Source organism: Legionella sp. 16cNR16C, from assembly GCF_021297775.1.
GTDB lineage: Bacteria > Pseudomonadota > Gammaproteobacteria > Legionellales > Legionellaceae > Legionella_C > Legionella_C quinlivanii_A.
Genome location: NZ_JAJTMX010000003.1, coordinates 510,025 through 525,725, shown reverse-complemented (window position 1 = coordinate 525,725; position 15,701 = coordinate 510,025). Strand labels below are relative to the sequence as shown.

Sequence of the window (15,701 nt, the reverse complement as noted above, 5' to 3'; positions counted from 1 at the left end):
ATAATATTGCAACTTTGTGCACAGGCAGTATACTCGCAACGTTCTGCCCCTCTGGAAACCCTTATGTCTGAAACCATTCATTTTGAAAAATCCATGCAGGAACTCGAAGAAATCGTCAGGCAGCTTGAGCGTGGAGATTTGATGCTGGAAGATTCACTAAAGCAATATGAGAAAGGCATCCAACTGGCTCGTAAATGTCAGGAAGTACTGACCCAGGCTGAGCAGAAAATTGAAATGTTGCGCATGAATACAATGGAAACCGGTGAGCCTTCCAATGAATAATGAGAAAGTAAATGCCCTTATTGACCGCCACGAGATGGTCTTATTGCAACTGCTGTCTGAACTCGACATTCCTGCCTCCCGGTTAAAAGAAGCCATTGCTTATTCCTTGTTTCCCGGTGGTAAGCGGCTAAGGCCGGTTCTGGTTTATCTTTGCGGTGAAATGGTTCGGGCACCACTGGCAGCACTCGACTATATCGCGGCAGCAGTTGAACTGACCCATTGCTATTCACTGGTTCACGATGACTTGCCCGCAATGGATAATGACGACATGCGCCGAGGGAAACCAAGCTGTCACCGCGCCTTTGATGAAGCAACAGCCATTCTGGTCGGCGATGGCATGCAAGCACTTGCAATTGAAATCCTGCTAAGCAAACTGACCGATATCCTTGCACCTGCCAAGGTGATTGAAATCACCAGAGAATTAGTACACGCCAGCGGTCCTACCGGTATGGTGAGCGGGCAAAGTCTGGATCTCTCTGAACTGAGTAACAGCAGTATTGATGAACATACTTTGAAAAAAATTCATCAGTTGAAGACAGGTAAATTAATTCTCTCCTGCATTAATATGGCATTGGCTGCGGGAAGCCCCAGCCATGAAGAAATCAGAAATCTGCGTCTTTATGGCAACCATCTCGGTCTGGTCTTTCAAATGCAGGATGACTACCTGGATGCCTACGCTTCGATAGAACATCTTGGCAAAGGCCGAGCCTCTGATTTGGCTAATGATAAAGTTACCTACGCGCAGCTTTATCCCCAGAAAGGATTGCTCGAACAGATAAACCAGCACTTTGATCATGCCAAAACCGCCTTACAGCAAATCGGTTCTACCGCAATGGAACTCCTTCATTTAAATGGACAACTGCATCAGCGCACTTCTTCTTTTTAAAGCACTCCATAAACTTCCGGTATCGCTCTTGTAACCTGCTCTCTCCATTCTGCTGCTATTCTTTAAGAATGGACTTTTACAGAGCGATTACGGGCATGAAACGCTGTGCAATGAACTATCTAACAGCTTTGATTCTGATATCAGTCTGTGGCTTTGCACAAGCGGGGAAAGTCATTCAATTTACAGTTAAGGGCAGCATAGGGCCGGCTACTGCGGATTATTTGAGTCGTGGGATCGCTGCCGCACAAAATGCCAGTCTAATTCTGATTATTCTTGATACTCCGGGCGGGCTCGACAAATCAACCCGTCTCATCATTCAAGACATTCTCGCCTCCAAAGTACCCGTGGTCACTTACGTTTATCCAAAAGGTGCGCGCGCTGCCAGTGCGGGTACCTTTTTGCTTTATGCGAGCACGATTGCGGCAATGGCACCAGGAACCAATCTCGGTGCCGCAAGTCCGGTAAATTTAAGCGGCAATGAGAAGTCCGGGGTAATGGACAAAAAAGTTACTAATGACAGCGTAGCCTATATACGCTCATTAGCGCAGTTGCGAGGAAGAAATTCACTGTTTGCCGAGCAGGCGGTCATTGCCGCCTCGACGTTGACAGCCAATGAGGCAATGAAAAAAGGCGTAATTGATATTATTGCGGATACCCCGTACGATTTACTGGAAAAAATCAATGGAAAAACTGTCAGTCAGGGAGGGTTGACCATTCAGATTGATACAGAACATCCTGAAATCACCGCAATGAATCCCGACTGGCGTATGAAATTGTTATTGATTATCACCGAGCCCACCATTGCCTATCTGCTGCTACTGCTAGGAATATACGGCATTTTTTTTGAGCTGGTAAACCCTGGATTTGTTTTGCCAGGGGTTATAGGTTCCATTTCAATGATTATTGCCCTCTATGGTCTGCAATTGCTGCCTGTTAATTACGCCGGTCTGGCTTTAATGGTCATTGGTATTGGTTTTATTATTACCGAAGCGTTTACCTCAAGCTTTGGAATTCTTGGGATTGGTGGAACTATCGCCTTTATCGCCGGCTCAATTTTACTCATTGATACCGAGCACCAATCCTATCAGATTGCCCGCTCAGCCATCTGGTCTATGGCTGCGGCCAATATTATTGCCATGTTTACCTTGTTGGGAATGGCGATTCAGTCGCGCCGCAAAACCGTTCAGAATGGACTATCCATACTACTTAACGCCGAAGGTCGAGCACTCAATGATATTAATTTAAAAGGACAAGCTATTATAAGGGGTGAAATATGGAGCGTGAGTTCTATGAAGCCAATCACTGCCGATAAGCCGGTTAGAGTTATTAAAGCAGAGGGATTAAATCTGGAAGTGGAAGAAATAGATTCAGGGAAAGAGATCAGTCATCAGGGAGAAAATTAATCATGAGCTCATTTTTAGGTTTTTTGATTGCATTCATTATTATTATCATTATTTCAAGTTTTCGTGTTCTGCGGGAATATGAGCGCGGCGTAATTTTTCAACTGGGGCGTTTCTGGAGTGTTAAAGGGCCGGGGCTTATTCTGGTTCTTCCTGGCGTGCAGCAAATGGTGCGCGTGGATTTGCGTACAGTTGTAATGGACGTTCCCAGCCAGGATGTGATATCGCGTGACAATGTGTCGGTGCGCGTCAATGCAGTGCTTTATTTTCGCGTTGTCGAACCGGAAAAAGCGATTATACAGGTTGAAAATTATTTTGAAGCGACCAGTCAGTTGGCCCAGACCACGCTGCGTTCAGTGCTCGGGCAGCATGAGCTGGATGAGATGCTGGCTGAACGTGAGCAATTAAACAGTGACATTCAAAAAATCCTGGATAGCCAAACCGATGGCTGGGGAATTAAAGTTTCCAATGTAGAAATTAAGCATGTTGATTTGGATGAAAGCATGATCAGAGCGATTGCCAAACAAGCGGAGGCTGAACGAGACAGACGTGCTAAAGTAATTCATGCCGAAGGAGAACTTCAGGCCTCTGAAAAATTAATGCAGGCAGCGAAAGTTTTAGCAGAACAACCTCAAGCCATGCAACTTCGTTATTTGCAAACCTTATCTGCTCTCGCGGGCGGCAACACCTCGACTATCGTTTTTCCAATGCCGATTGAATTAGGAGAATTGTTGAAAAAAATGGGATAGGTTTTCATCGCGCATTATTCAAAGGCCATTTCATCACTGGGGTATAGCGCACTCCTCCACTGATGGATTGGCTTTCGAAAAGAGTGATCTCACTGACATTCATCGGGGTAAAAACTGGCAAAAAGACGTGTTCCTCAAACTGTCGATTCCATGCGTTATCCCGAATTCGACCTAAAGTCACATGCGCTGTATAAGCCCGAGACTCAGTGGAATAACCCAAGTGGTTTAACGCCTCTCCGATTATTCGGGATAACATAGCGAGCGTTTCATTCGGCTCTACTTTAAGCGATAGCACCTTGGGATAAGCAGGATTAGGGAAATACAGAAAGTCTCCAAATTCTATGGGAAACGGTTCACAGCTAAGCTCAGCTGTTAAAGTCTTCGCTAGTAACGGTATATCCCTGCAATTCATTTTTTGCACAAACTGCAAAGTCACATGCAAATTTTCCTTTAATGTCCATTTTACTGAAGAAGCATGTGAATGCTTCTGCATCCTGCTAATCAATAGAGCCAGCTCTTCCTGAACCTGGCCGTTTATCCCTACACCAAAGAAAGATCGAAAAGACTCCATAATCATTCTAATAATCGAAGTTATTTCTAATTTACGATAAAACACTTTCTTTTTCTATGTTATCCACAAAATCTGTGGGTAACTGTGTGTATAGCTTGTCAGTTTTACCAAAACCCGGCTTGTGAGAAATTTATCAACAGCTCATCAAGAAAGAACAAAACAGGCTCAGAGAGGAAAAATATTAGCCTTTATGTTATATTAATTTGTATATCCTTAAAAAGGGAACCGGGGTATGGAGCTACAGTTGAGTAAAAACAAGCTTCTTATGGAAGCTTTAATGGCTTTAAAAAAACTGCTCAGGGATGAAGAAGCTTTAGATATTGCGGTATTTCGCAATGGCCGCGTCAAATCGCCTGGCGTCAAATCGGGATATGAGGATGCCGAATTTCTGGATGGCTTTGTTTCTTTATCCACATTAAGCCTATGGGATACTCTGGATCAAAATGGGAATATTCAGGTCGATGCGGTGAGAAACGCTGGATTCAAGGTAGAATTGAATAACGATAGCTTGAAAAGCAATCTAAGTATGATCTTTACTGATTCTCAAATTGAAAATCTGTCCGATAAAGAAAAATTATATACAGATGCTATCGTTTACACTATCAGTTCAGAGCTTCAAACACCTGAGCGATTAATTGCCGCGCTGCAGCCGGGTCCTTTTCAGAAATTCTTCAATATACAATCCCTGATAAAAGAAGCATTCGATGGTCTTGATCTCACAGCCCTGCTTAAAGATAGTGTCTCTTTGGAAAAAGCAATTGACCTAAGACTATCCAGCTTGGACACAAAACCCGATGAACAATGTGTAGCAGAGTATGAACCCCGGGATCTTGAGTTATTTAGCTCGCAGAAAAGTATCGATTATCGGCAGGTTCTTGAATCGATTAATCAGCAGGAACAGCGGCGCAAAGAAATACGTCAAAGAGACTTGCCTCATTTTTCCAGTTTAATAATGGAACTGACAGCGCTTGCCCATTCAACAGATTTTTTAAATGGATTCGTAGGAAAGACAAAATTACTTGATAAATCCAGACTTATTCTGGAATTATTGAGTCGCACACAAATGTCCGCAGCGACGGGAATCCCCAATCCATTTCCTAAAGAAACTCGCTCACTGGAAAATCTTTATCATCATTTGATTATTGATGCCCTTTACCAGACCTTACAGTCTGAAAAGGAGAATGGTGTTAAACATCTTATCCAGGAACTGAAAAGTTCCGAAGCCCACGCCCTATGGGAAAAAACGGTTTCTTGCCTGGCGGAACATTTTATCACCCTTTGTGACAGCATGTTTTCTTTCTGCCTTGGGTCTAATCTCAACGCTGAAAACAAAATATCATTAAACAATGCCTATCGACTGGCCAGTGCAATCGCACCGGAAATTCAGAATAATTCACTTAAAAATAAATTATTGGAAGCAAGAGCAGAGGTATTTCTGGCAGCATTGATGCAAATCCTCATTACCACGACCCTAAGTCAAAAGGGCTGGGGAGTTCGGAATAGCCGTTATGAAATAACCATCGACGGAAAACCTTATAAACTCCCCAGGCGCGCCTCTGAACAGTATGAAGCCATTCAGGATTTTATGAATGGCAAACTATCCGCAATAGAAGCCGCAAGCCTGGTAATGAGTATTGGCCAGAAGGACTCTTCCAATTTCATCACCAGCCCGGGAGTGGTCGTAAAGAATTATTTTTCACTATTTAAAGAAGGCGATCGCAAAAAAACTGAAGAAGAGGTAACCGAGCAGTTAACTAAAAAAAATAACCCCGGTTAAACCTCAACCTGATGATAATCGCATCGCAGAAACCAGCTAGCCGCAAATGTTATAGCCCCCATCGACATACAGAACCTGCCCGGTGATGTGAGCCGCCTTATCTGATACCAGAAAAGCAGCCATCTCCCCTACTGACTCAATAGTGACTAATTGATTAAGGGGTGCCTCTTTTGCTGCTTTTTCCATAAGCTGATCAAAATGTTCCAGACCAGAGGCTGCACGCGTCATTATCGGACCGGGAGAAATGGCATTAATCCTGATTTTCTCCTGCCCGAGGTCAATTGCCAGATAACGCACGGTCGCTTCTAAAGCGGCCTTCACCGGCCCCATCAGATTGTAATTTTTAATTACTTTTTCGGAACCATAATAACTCATGGTAATTATCGATCCGCCATGACTCATCAGAGGCTCCACCGCTTTGGAAAGACGAATCAGTGAATGACAGGAAATGTCCATTGCCAATAAAAAACCCTCTTTGGAGCAATCGACCACTCGCCCCTGCAAATCTGATTTTGGGGCAAAGGCGATGGAATGAATCAGAAAATCCAGCTTTCCCCATTGTTTATGAATTGTTTCAAAAAGAGCTGTGGTTTCCTCTTCGTTACAGACATCAAGAGGCATAAAAATGGGGGCCTTCACTTTCTCAGCCAAAGGCTGTACATATTTTCTCGCTTTTTCATTCTGATAAGTCAATGCCAGCTCTGCTCCGGCCTCATGCAATACTTTTGCACATCCCCAGGCAATTGATGATTCATTGGCTATGCCGACAATTAATCCTTTTAAACCCATTTTCAAGACTCCTTATTCAGTATGGCCAGGCTGTGTAAAGCCATCATTTTTTCTTCATTGGCTGAAATAACCAGCACAGAACGTACAGGCAAAAAATGAATCGCATCCAGAATTTTTTTACGGACGGGCATCGAATTTTCACCAATGCCTCCTGTAAATATAATATGATCCACCCCGCCCAAAGAGATAGCCATCATCGCCATATATTGCGCCACTTTCAGGCAAAAGAAATCTATTGCAAACTGCGCTTTTTTATCTTCGCTTTTCTCAAGCAACTGAACATCATTCGTCCAACCGGATAATCCTTTCAAGCCAGACTCTCTATATAATAGCGACTCCACTTCCTCGATACTAAAACCAAAATGCCTGACTAAATAAGGAATAACACCCGGATCAATACTGCCGCAGCGCGTACCCATCGGCAAACCATCAAGGGCGGTCAATCCCATTGTCGTATCCACACTACGGCCGCCGGACATGGCACAAAGACTAGCCCCGTTCCCCAAATGAGCGGTGATAATCAAATCTTTATTCAGAGCACTATGATGCTTATCGAGATAATAGCTGATCCATTCATAGGAAAGACCATGAAATCCATAACGCCTTACTCCAGCCTGGCGAATGGTTTCAGGCAGGGCATATTCAGTAAATAATGGCTCATGTCCGGCATGAAAGGCAGTATCAAAACAGGCGATTTGTATAACACTCTTGCCAAGCTGGTAGATGTATTCCACGCCGGCAATGTTGTAAGGCTGATGCAAAGGAGCCAAAGGACAAAGCGTTTTCAAATAATCAATAACATCAGGGGTAATAAGAACTGAATGCTTATAACGCTCACCGCCATGAACAATACGATGTGCTACAGTTAGAATTTTCCATTGGCATTCATGATGCTCTATCCAGTTAAAAATGTATTCCACAGCTTGCCGCTGATCCATATTCTCCGCAAGACTTAAACTTTCTGACGGTCCTTCATCAACCCGGGCTGCAAACACAGGCTTACCGCCAATATTAAAAACCTTGCCACTGGCCAGCAATTCAAGGCTTTCATCAGCCACAAACAATTGAAATTTGACGCTTGAAGATCCGACATTTAATACGAGGATGCTGTTTATTGCCAGGTTCATTTAATCAGACCTTCTTTTCGAGCAGCAGCCATTTTTACTGCCAGTGCACAGGACAGCAGTCGTGTACGAATTGAATCAGCACGGCTGGTCAAAATAATTGGAACTCTGGCGCCTAATACAAGCCCTGCGGCATCAGCATGTCCAAAAAAAGTGAGCTGTTTGGAAAGCAGATTCCCTGATTCAATATCAGGTACTACCAGAATATCCGCATCCCCTGCCACTTCGGAGATAATATTTTTTTCAATAGCGGCCTGTTTGTTAATCGCATTATCAAAAGCCAGAGGACCATCCAGTATAGCTTGAGTAATTTGTTCTCTTTCTGACATTTTACATAATAGTGCCGCATCCACGGTGGCCTGCATCTTCACATTAACGAACTCGGTAGCTGCCAGTATCGCCACCTTGGGTTTTTTATCCATTCCATAAAGAACCCGCCACAAATTGATGGCATTTTGGCAGATATCCGCTTTTTCTGATACCGTAGGCGAAATATTAATCGCAGCGTCTGTGATAACCAACGGTTTATGATAAGAAGGAACGTCCATTACATAGGCATGGCTAATACGGTATTTGGTTCGCAAATTGGCAGAAGAAGGTACAATTGCGCCAAGCAACTCATGAGTCGCTAAAGAACCCTTCATGATCGCATCAACTTTACCCTCCGCCGCAAGCGATGCGGCTCTGACTGCTGCGGCATCACTATGAGGGCAATCAATAATTTCCCATTGCGAGATATCAATATTGGCTTCACTGCCTGCTGCCCTGATTTTAGCGACAGGACCAACCAATAGAGGCCTGATCAATCCCGCCCGTTCTGCATCAGCAATTGCCTCTATGCTGCTCGCTTTAACCGGGTGAACGACCACAGTGTTAATGCGGCCAATCTTTTTGCAGGATTTGATGATTGGTTCAAATCGGTCATGGTTGTGAATTTCGATATCAGGCAAACGTGTTTTGGCAACCTTCAGTTTTTTGGTCGGAGCCAATACCCGGGCCTGCCCCTCAATAACGATGTCTCCCTTCTCATTTTTTCCCAAACAATTAAAGAGGACAATTGGCCTGTCTTTTTCCTTGTCAATTACAGTAATTGTAATGGTGACCGTATCTCCCAGATGTACCGGATTCTTAAATTTAAGATCCTGACCAAGGTAAATGGTACCAGGTCCTGGTAAAGCGGTACCTAATAAAGCAGAGATCAAACCGCCAGTCCACATACCGTGACCGACAATTCCATGAAATATATCATTTTGCGCAAATCCGGGATCCATATGAGCAGGATTGATATCGCCGGAAACTGCTGCGAATAAAGCGATATCCTCAGGGGTTAACCTGCGGCTTAACATGGCTTGCTGGCCTATGGATAATTCATCAAAGGTTGTGTTTTCAAGAAATTCATCGGTCACAGCTTATATCCCTAATACAGTGTTGTTACAGAAACGCGCATAAGCGTCGCTAAAAATCCTCTCTCCCCTCAGGGGGCATTGCCATTAAGTTAAGGAAATTCTGCAATTGCATATAGGTTGTGCCCTTGGCACAACCTTGAGCTCTGGAGTGGTTCAAACCCTTTGTTGGGCCAAGGGCCCAACCTACAATGATTCCTTAACTTAATGGCAGTGGCCCTAGCCCTCTCCCAGCTTGGGAGAGGGGATTTTCTCTTAAGTTGACACTTATCCGCAAACGCGGAATTATGGGTTTTTGTTTCAGCGTTTTGGTCGAAGCAACTTACTTTTTTTATTATAATAAGAGTTCCTTGAACGGCTATCTGATGCGAAAGTTGCTATCGCTTTGAGAACAAGATTACCCACTTTTGAAAAGGCTTGTAATAAGGCGAAAGCCAGCGTTCTGGCTCTTGTTGAGTGTGTTTTCATAAAGCACTTCCTATGCTAACAAATTAATCATCCATTTTGCGCGCTTACCTGCACGCAGCTTAATGATATAATTTAAACTAAATTCACACAATAATTCTTAAAAAAGAAAACCGGTTATCTAAAATTCATCCCATAAATTTAACTGCCTTGGCCCCTGCTCCTTTTTGCGGAATTGACTGGTATTTAAAGCAATCTGCCTTTCAGTATTTAAGCCAAAACGCCTGCAAGCCAACTGAAATCGCATCTTTAACAAATTGGCAAACTCCCCCTCTCCACGCATACGGCTGCCAAATGTCGAATCATATTCTTTACCGCCGCGCATCTGACGAATTAAACTCATAATGTGCCCGGCACGCTCTGGAAAATGCTTGCCAAGCCATTCCTTAAACAAATCCTTAACCTCGTGAGGTAATCGAAGCAGTACATAAGCAGCATTACGCGCTCCAGCCCTGCTGACCGCTTCGAGGATCCCCTCCAGTTCCATGTCATTGACCATAGGAATTATGGGTGCCAGCATCACCTGCACTGGGATATTATGTTGCGCTAAACCCTGCACCAGCCTTAATCTTGCAGAAGGTGCCGAGGTTCTTGGCTCCAGGATGCGCTTAAGATCAGTCGATAATGAAGTAATACTGACCGCCACTTTGGCCAGGTTGTTTTTCGCCATAGCTGCCAGCAGATCGAAATCTCTTTCCAGCAGCGAGTTTTTAGTAATTAAAACCACCGGATGCTGATGCTCAAGCAAAACCTCTAACAGGCTGCGGGTTATTTTCAATTTCCCTTCAACTGGCTGATAGGGATCTGTGTTTGCGCCAATCACGATGGGTTTACACTGGTAGTTTGCCTTATTGATTTCCTTTCGCAATAATTCGGCAGCATCCTGCTTGTAGAAAATTTTGGTCTCAAAATCTAAACCGGGCGATAAATCCATATAGGCATGGCTGGGTCTGGCATAACAGTAAATACACCCGTGCTCGCAGCCCCGGTATGGATTAATCGACTGTTCAAAACCAATGTCAGGGGATTCGTTGCGGCTTATTATTGTTTTTGCTGATTCAGGATATAAAAAAGTCTCAAGCGGCGGCAGCGCTTCTTCCTCTCTGTCCCATCCATCATCATAGTATTCATGACTTGTTTTTGCGAAACGCCCTTCCGGGTTGGACAAAGCGCCTCGATTTTTAATAGTGGGTCCAGTTTTCATGATCAATAACTCAACATCTTTTGATGCAATTTTACCCAAAATAGTTGAAAAATGTAGCCCAAATCAGCAAATACTTTCTTGTGAAAATCAGAGGATTAAAGCAGGAATGACAGCATCAGGGGCTCAGCCAGATGGTTTTTAACTTTTTTTGTCTGCCAGTTCTTTTGCCTCTTTCCACAAGGCCATTAACTGTTCAAAGGGTAAATGGTCAAGATTGTTCAGATTCTGACTTTTAGCTAATTGCTTGACCACTAAAAAGCGCTGCTCAAACTTGTTCAAACTCTTTTCCAGGGTTAATTCGGGATCATAGCCGCAATATACGCAAAGCGATAACACCGCATGAAGCAGATCACCGATTTCATATTGCAATAAATCATTTTCTCCATGGTCCTGGTCCAGCAATTGATTGACTTCCACACACTCGCTTTCAACTTGCGTAAGAATCTGCCGGGCATTATCCCAGCGAAAACCAAACTGCATGGCGTCCAGTTCCAAATCAATCAATTTATTAAATAAATTCATACCTATATTTCCAAGTGCGATAGATAATTATTATCAGGGAGGATTCATTTTTATTCCAGTCTTAAAGGCTTTGAGCCAATTGAACGAGTTGATTTAAGCACCCCCAAGTGATACAATATTGAACTATTTAGATAATCAAAGAGCAAACCTAATCATGCCCTTGACCCAAAATCGCCAGTACTTCCCCAATACCGCTTTGCGGGCCTGGCATAACCTACTTTATCGAGAAGACGATTCTAATCCAGTCGAGATCCTGATTGATGGAGAAAAACATAGCCTGCATATAAGCCGTTACCAGGGAGACGAAAATAACTTTGTAAGTCAGGGTGGTACAAAGCAAGTCTACCGATTGGATTATGGGAAGGTCTTTTCAATTTTAAACTGTTCAACCGGAGTAGGGCCTTATGCTGCCAAAGTATGGAACTGGGTAGTTGATGACGAAATTATTTTTTCTAATTATCTGGCCAAAACAGGCTTACGCACTCAGGATTATCAAAAAGTAAAGTTAAGCATTGACGGGCACGATGTATATGTTCTGCAAATGACGGCATTTGACAGCCTGCTCAAGCAGGGCAAGCAAGTCAGAGACGCTAAGAATGCACAACATTTCGGCAGTACCATGCTTTTTGGAAATCGGGAAAATGCCGAAAATCCCGCTTATCTATTACAGTTAATGCAGCCGCTTCTGGATGACATCGCTTGTCTGCTTGCCCATTGCGTGCATATCTCTAATCTTGGAGACAGTCTTAATCTGATTATTGAAGATACCCCCGAAACCCCCGAGCATCAGCGCGACCAACCAGGGCTTATCAGTGAAAGAAAACAAGTTCCCCATTTATTCTTCTATGATCTTAGTAAAGATTTTAAACAGATAGATTTCGATAACGATATCCATTTTGATAAAGAGTGTTGCCCCAAGGTTGCAAAATACTATATAAGAGGGGCCTACTTTGCCCTGCTTGCTGCAATAAATAACGAGGAAAGATCTCTTTTCGGACTTGGCGAATGTTCTCCTTTCCAATTTTCGGATAATAGTTTCGAGACTATAAAAGAACAGTTACTAGAGACAGTTCTTCAAAAAACCGAACAACTGATTGCCAGCAGAACCACATTACCTAAAATTACTGAAATCCCTTGTCCCCCTTTACCTCAGCTTTATGAGCAACCTGCGGATTCTATTGTCGTAGCTTCTCAACCTGAACGGGCAGATCAAAGGCTGTGCTGCGCTTTGAACAAGTACATCAGCGAGCGAGAGGCCGAAGTTAAACGGTTCCAATCGAATTACAATTCCTTCTGGGCAAAGCTATTTTCCAGAATGGATGCAACAACAAAAATAGAAACTGCAAAAAAAGTGATTGCCTGTATAGAGAACAAACCCAATACTGATAAAAATTTTTCACCCAGGGAACTGGCGGCAGCGCTTCAAGGCCGCCTCGGGCATCTAATGGCAGATAATCAATACGCATTGCCAACGGATTTTAAACAGCAACGAGACGTTTACCTGCAGGCCAAATCGTTCTGGAGTTTTAATTAACTTTGACTGCCTGCCTGATTTTCATTAAGCTCAGGTAAAGTGAATTGATCAGGACGTAATCATGCCAGTACTGCAAGGGAATAATATTAGAACCTACTATGAAATTCATGGACAGGGTCAACCGCTGGTATTGATTGCCGGGTACACCGGCGATCACAATTTCTGGAATCTTATGCTGCCGCAACTGGCAAGCCAATTTCAGGTCATCATTTTTGATAATCGGGGAATTGGTGAAACAACAGATAAGGGAGAGCCTTTTACTTTAGAGACTATGGCAGCCGATGTGATTGCATTGATTGACGCACTTGGGCTGTTAAAGCCGCATATTCTGGGTCAGTCAATGGGGGGAGCTATTGCACAGATTGTCGCCCGAAACTATCTCGATCGCATCGGTAAACTAATTCTTTTAAATACCGTTTCCCGTTTCAATCAACGGACCATCAGAACGCTGGAGGGTTTGCTGCGTTGCCGCAAAGAAGGGGTATCCTTTGATTTGTTTATGGATCTGGCAATGCCCTGGTTTCTTTCCAATGCCTATTTAAGCAATGAACACAATATTTTATTATTTAAAGAGGTGCTTAAAAATAACCCCATTCCTCAAACCATTGAGGATCAGCAACGCCAGCTTAGAGCACTTGCTACATTTAACTCCACCGCCTGGCTGGGAGAAATAAATGTTCCCAGTCTGGTTATTGCGGCAGAAGAGGATATCATCACCTTACCTGGAGAGAGCGAAGCCCTGGCGAGGATGTTACCTAATGCCGCGTTTATGAAGGTCCATGGTGCTCACTCCAGCCCTCTTGAGCAAGCGCAAAGGGTCAATGAGTTAATTTTAAAATTTTGTGTTTAAAAAACCCGGCATAGACCATATTTAGACAGATAACTTTAGCCCGCGAAAAATTAAACGCGGGCGTAACCCTGATATCTATCCTATTGACTAAGTCTCTCTTTAATCGTTTGTGCCGTATCATTTATAACCGTTAGCAACTGCTGATAAAGCTGCTCCAGTAATGCAGTATGGCCTGACAAATGATACTCCTCCAAACACTGACAAGCCCATTGCAAACGTACATTTCCGCAATACATCGCACTGCTCTTCAGTTTGTGAGCCAGTTTGGCTACTTTCTGCCAATCTCGTCCAGAATGTGCTTTGGCTAATTCTTCTCCAATGGCAGGTAATTCTTTTTCAAGCAATAAACTGAGCATTTCACGTAAAGTCGCAAAATCACCCAGATTAGCGATACCAATAGTTTCATCAAATAAAGCATGACCTGACAAGGCGAAATAATGGAGTTCCTTGTTATCGCTGCCATGGTGAACGAATTTGTCTTCTGCGATGAATTCTTTCAAAAGACCTTGAAATGCAGGGAGAGTCACCGGTTTACTGATTAATTTATTCATTCCAGCAGGAAGCTTCAGGGTATTACTGGATGATAAAGACTGCGCAGTCAGGCCTACAAACGGAATGGCCGCCCGGCCCTCCTGCTGCTCAAGTTCGCGCAGTCTATTTAACATTTCATGACCCGAAATTCCTGGCAGACCCAGATCGCTGATGATTAAATCAAAGGGTTGTTGCTGCAAAAGCTGCAATGCCTCTTCTCCAGAGGTGGCAATCTGATAATGACATCCGGATTTTTGCGCCATGATCTCCACAGTTTTTAATGCGACCGGATTATCCTCGACTAACAATAAGCGCGCCTCATGATTTGATATTTCATGATCAGAATTTAATTTTTCGTCATCCTGATACTTTTCATCATAACTGATATCAGGCTCTGCCAACACCATCGGAAGTTTGAAGTAAAATCGGGTTCCCTTGCCAATAGTACTGCTTAAATTAATTTCCCCCCCCAGCAATTCCACATAGGTTTTCACGATATGCAAACCTACCCCATGCCCCTGATATTGCGCTTTATTGGATGGGTTTACTTTAAAAAACCGATCAAATACCTTGGCTTGCGCCTCCTCGCTTATGCCTAAACCTGAATCAAATACCGAAAACTCCAAAGTTACATTATTCTCTTCCTCTGAAAGCTTCTGAATACTTACTCCAACATGACCTTCCTGGGTGAATTTAATGGCGTTTCCCAGCAAATTCAGCAAAATGCGATGAATTTTAATGCGATCACTGATAAACCAGTCAGGAACATCTGGCTTGATATCAACCAGAAACTCAAGCTTTCGCATTAATACAGAGGGTTGTTCCAGCTGGACAATATCTTTAATTAATTTTCTCAGGCTGAAATGCTCATAATGCAGATCTTTTTCCTGAATGTTTCCAGAAGAAACAATTTCCAGAACGCCGTTAAGTAATGCAAGCAACTGGGTACCGCTTTCGTGTATCCAGCGAGAATATTGCATCTCTTCCTGTGTATTGGCATTTTCCTCAAGCAGGTTAGACATGCTGATTATGCCGGTAATAGGTGTGCGAATGTCATGGCTCATATTGGCGAGAAACTCGTCTTTGGCTATGTTGGCGGCTTCTGCCAATTCCTTTGCCTCACGCAATGCTTCGGCCCGTTTATTATCTTCCGTAACGTCCGTGGCCACCCCGGTGACGCCATAGCAAATCCCCTGTTCATCAAATAATGGAAATCCATTATCAATAATCCAGCGTATTTCACCATCGGGACGAATAATTCGATAATGTTCCGAATAACGGGCTCGCTCGCCCAGGCGGCTCACTTTTTCAGCCATTTCGGAAATAGGATTATGATCCATCGCATCATCGGGATGAAGAAAATCCATCCACATCGATGGATTATTGTATAATTGTTCGCGAGAGCGTCCCCAGATGCGCTCAAACGAAGGGCTAATGTATTGAATTTTCTTGAAATCCGGGCTGCTAATCCAATACACCTGATCACTATGTTCAGAGAATTTTGCCAGGAAGTCTCCGACTTCATTAATAGTGAGATGAATCTTGTCCTTTTTTTCACCCATTGGAATGCTAGACTAAGAAATGTATAATTAAAATTTTAGCAAACTATATTTA

General features: G+C 43.4%; 15 protein-coding genes. 7 read left to right on the top strand and 8 right to left on the bottom strand.

Translation table 11 applies throughout. The features are described 5' to 3' along the window. The first annotated feature begins 63 nt into the window (after positions 1 to 63). From LXA66_RS12420 to LXA66_RS12405, 4 genes are all read left to right on the top strand, one after another. Positions 64 to 282: an exodeoxyribonuclease VII small subunit gene (locus LXA66_RS12420; RefSeq protein WP_058506396.1), complete on the top strand. Its 219-nt coding sequence runs from the start codon at positions 64 to 66 to the stop codon at positions 280 to 282. Then, positions 275 to 1,168, top strand: a complete 894-nt coding sequence (locus tag LXA66_RS12415) for a polyprenyl synthetase family protein (protein WP_233013403.1) — start codon at positions 275 to 277, stop codon at positions 1,166 to 1,168. Before LXA66_RS12420 ends, LXA66_RS12415 begins: the two co-directional genes overlap by 8 nt. Before the next feature lie 95 nt (positions 1,169 to 1,263). Beyond that, a complete protein-coding gene (locus LXA66_RS12410; RefSeq protein WP_370637263.1) occupies positions 1,264 to 2,571 on the top strand; it encodes a nodulation protein NfeD in 1,308 nt (435 codons plus the stop codon). A 2-nt stretch (positions 2,572 to 2,573) separates the two neighbouring features. Next, positions 2,574 to 3,317, top strand: a complete 744-nt coding sequence (locus LXA66_RS12405) for a slipin family protein (protein ID WP_133139634.1) — start codon at positions 2,574 to 2,576, stop codon at positions 3,315 to 3,317. Between the two features lie 4 nt (positions 3,318 to 3,321). Here LXA66_RS12405 and thpR read toward each other — a convergent pair whose 3' ends face one another. Continuing rightward, complete coding sequence (thpR, locus tag LXA66_RS12400) at positions 3,322 to 3,888, bottom strand: RNA 2',3'-cyclic phosphodiesterase (RefSeq protein WP_233013401.1); 567 nt, start codon at positions 3,886 to 3,888, stop codon at positions 3,322 to 3,324. A 232-nt stretch (positions 3,889 to 4,120) separates the two neighbouring features. Here thpR and LXA66_RS12395 point away from each other — a divergent pair, with 232 nt between their 5' ends. Continuing rightward, positions 4,121 to 5,665: a hypothetical protein gene (locus LXA66_RS12395; RefSeq protein WP_233013400.1), complete on the top strand. Its 1,545-nt coding sequence runs from the start codon at positions 4,121 to 4,123 to the stop codon at positions 5,663 to 5,665. Between the two features lie 36 nt (positions 5,666 to 5,701). Here the strand turns inward: LXA66_RS12395 and fabI are convergent, their stop codons facing one another. The 6 genes from fabI to LXA66_RS12365 all read right to left on the bottom strand — a co-directional run bounded on the left by fabI (position 5,702) and on the right by LXA66_RS12365 (position 11,172). Beyond that, on the bottom strand, positions 5,702 to 6,454 hold the full coding sequence (gene fabI / locus LXA66_RS12390) for an enoyl-ACP reductase FabI (RefSeq protein ID WP_233013399.1): 753 nt from the start codon (positions 6,452 to 6,454) through the stop codon (positions 5,702 to 5,704). A 2-nt stretch (positions 6,455 to 6,456) separates the two neighbouring features. Further along, positions 6,457 to 7,581 carry an acetate/propionate family kinase gene (locus LXA66_RS12385; protein ID WP_370637262.1) on the bottom strand — a complete coding sequence of 375 codons (1,125 nt, stop codon included), beginning with the start codon at positions 7,579 to 7,581 and terminating at the stop codon, positions 6,457 to 6,459. After that, complete coding sequence (locus tag LXA66_RS12380) at positions 7,578 to 8,984, bottom strand: bifunctional enoyl-CoA hydratase/phosphate acetyltransferase (protein ID WP_233013398.1); 1,407 nt, start codon at positions 8,982 to 8,984, stop codon at positions 7,578 to 7,580. Before LXA66_RS12380 ends, LXA66_RS12385 begins: the two co-directional genes overlap by 4 nt. A 297-nt stretch (positions 8,985 to 9,281) precedes the next feature. Continuing rightward, a complete protein-coding gene (locus tag LXA66_RS12375) occupies positions 9,282 to 9,449 on the bottom strand; it encodes a hypothetical protein (RefSeq protein WP_172458318.1) in 168 nt (55 codons plus the stop codon). Between the two features lie 118 nt (positions 9,450 to 9,567). Further along, on the bottom strand, positions 9,568 to 10,650 hold the full coding sequence (locus LXA66_RS12370) for a PA0069 family radical SAM protein (RefSeq protein WP_233013397.1): 1,083 nt from the start codon (positions 10,648 to 10,650) through the stop codon (positions 9,568 to 9,570). Between the two features lie 138 nt (positions 10,651 to 10,788). Next, positions 10,789 to 11,172 (bottom strand): nucleoside triphosphate hydrolase, encoded by a 384-nt coding sequence (locus tag LXA66_RS12365; protein WP_233013396.1) that lies wholly within the window; start codon positions 11,170 to 11,172, stop codon positions 10,789 to 10,791. 118 nt (positions 11,173 to 11,290) lie between these two features. Between LXA66_RS12365 and LXA66_RS12360 the strand changes: the two genes are divergently transcribed. Together LXA66_RS12360 and LXA66_RS12355 are read left to right on the top strand one after the other, a co-directional pair. After that, positions 11,291 to 12,706 (top strand): hypothetical protein, encoded by a 1,416-nt coding sequence (locus LXA66_RS12360; protein WP_233013395.1) that lies wholly within the window; start codon positions 11,291 to 11,293, stop codon positions 12,704 to 12,706. Between the two features lie 61 nt (positions 12,707 to 12,767). Then, positions 12,768 to 13,556, top strand: coding sequence for an alpha/beta fold hydrolase (locus LXA66_RS12355; RefSeq protein WP_233013394.1), 789 nt, complete (start codon positions 12,768 to 12,770; stop codon positions 13,554 to 13,556). 80 nt (positions 13,557 to 13,636) lie between these two features. Here the strand turns inward: LXA66_RS12355 and LXA66_RS12350 are convergent, their stop codons facing one another. Continuing rightward, positions 13,637 to 15,649 (bottom strand): PAS domain-containing hybrid sensor histidine kinase/response regulator, encoded by a 2,013-nt coding sequence (locus LXA66_RS12350; RefSeq protein ID WP_233013393.1) that lies wholly within the window; start codon positions 15,647 to 15,649, stop codon positions 13,637 to 13,639. Positions 15,650 to 15,701 lie beyond the last annotated feature (52 nt).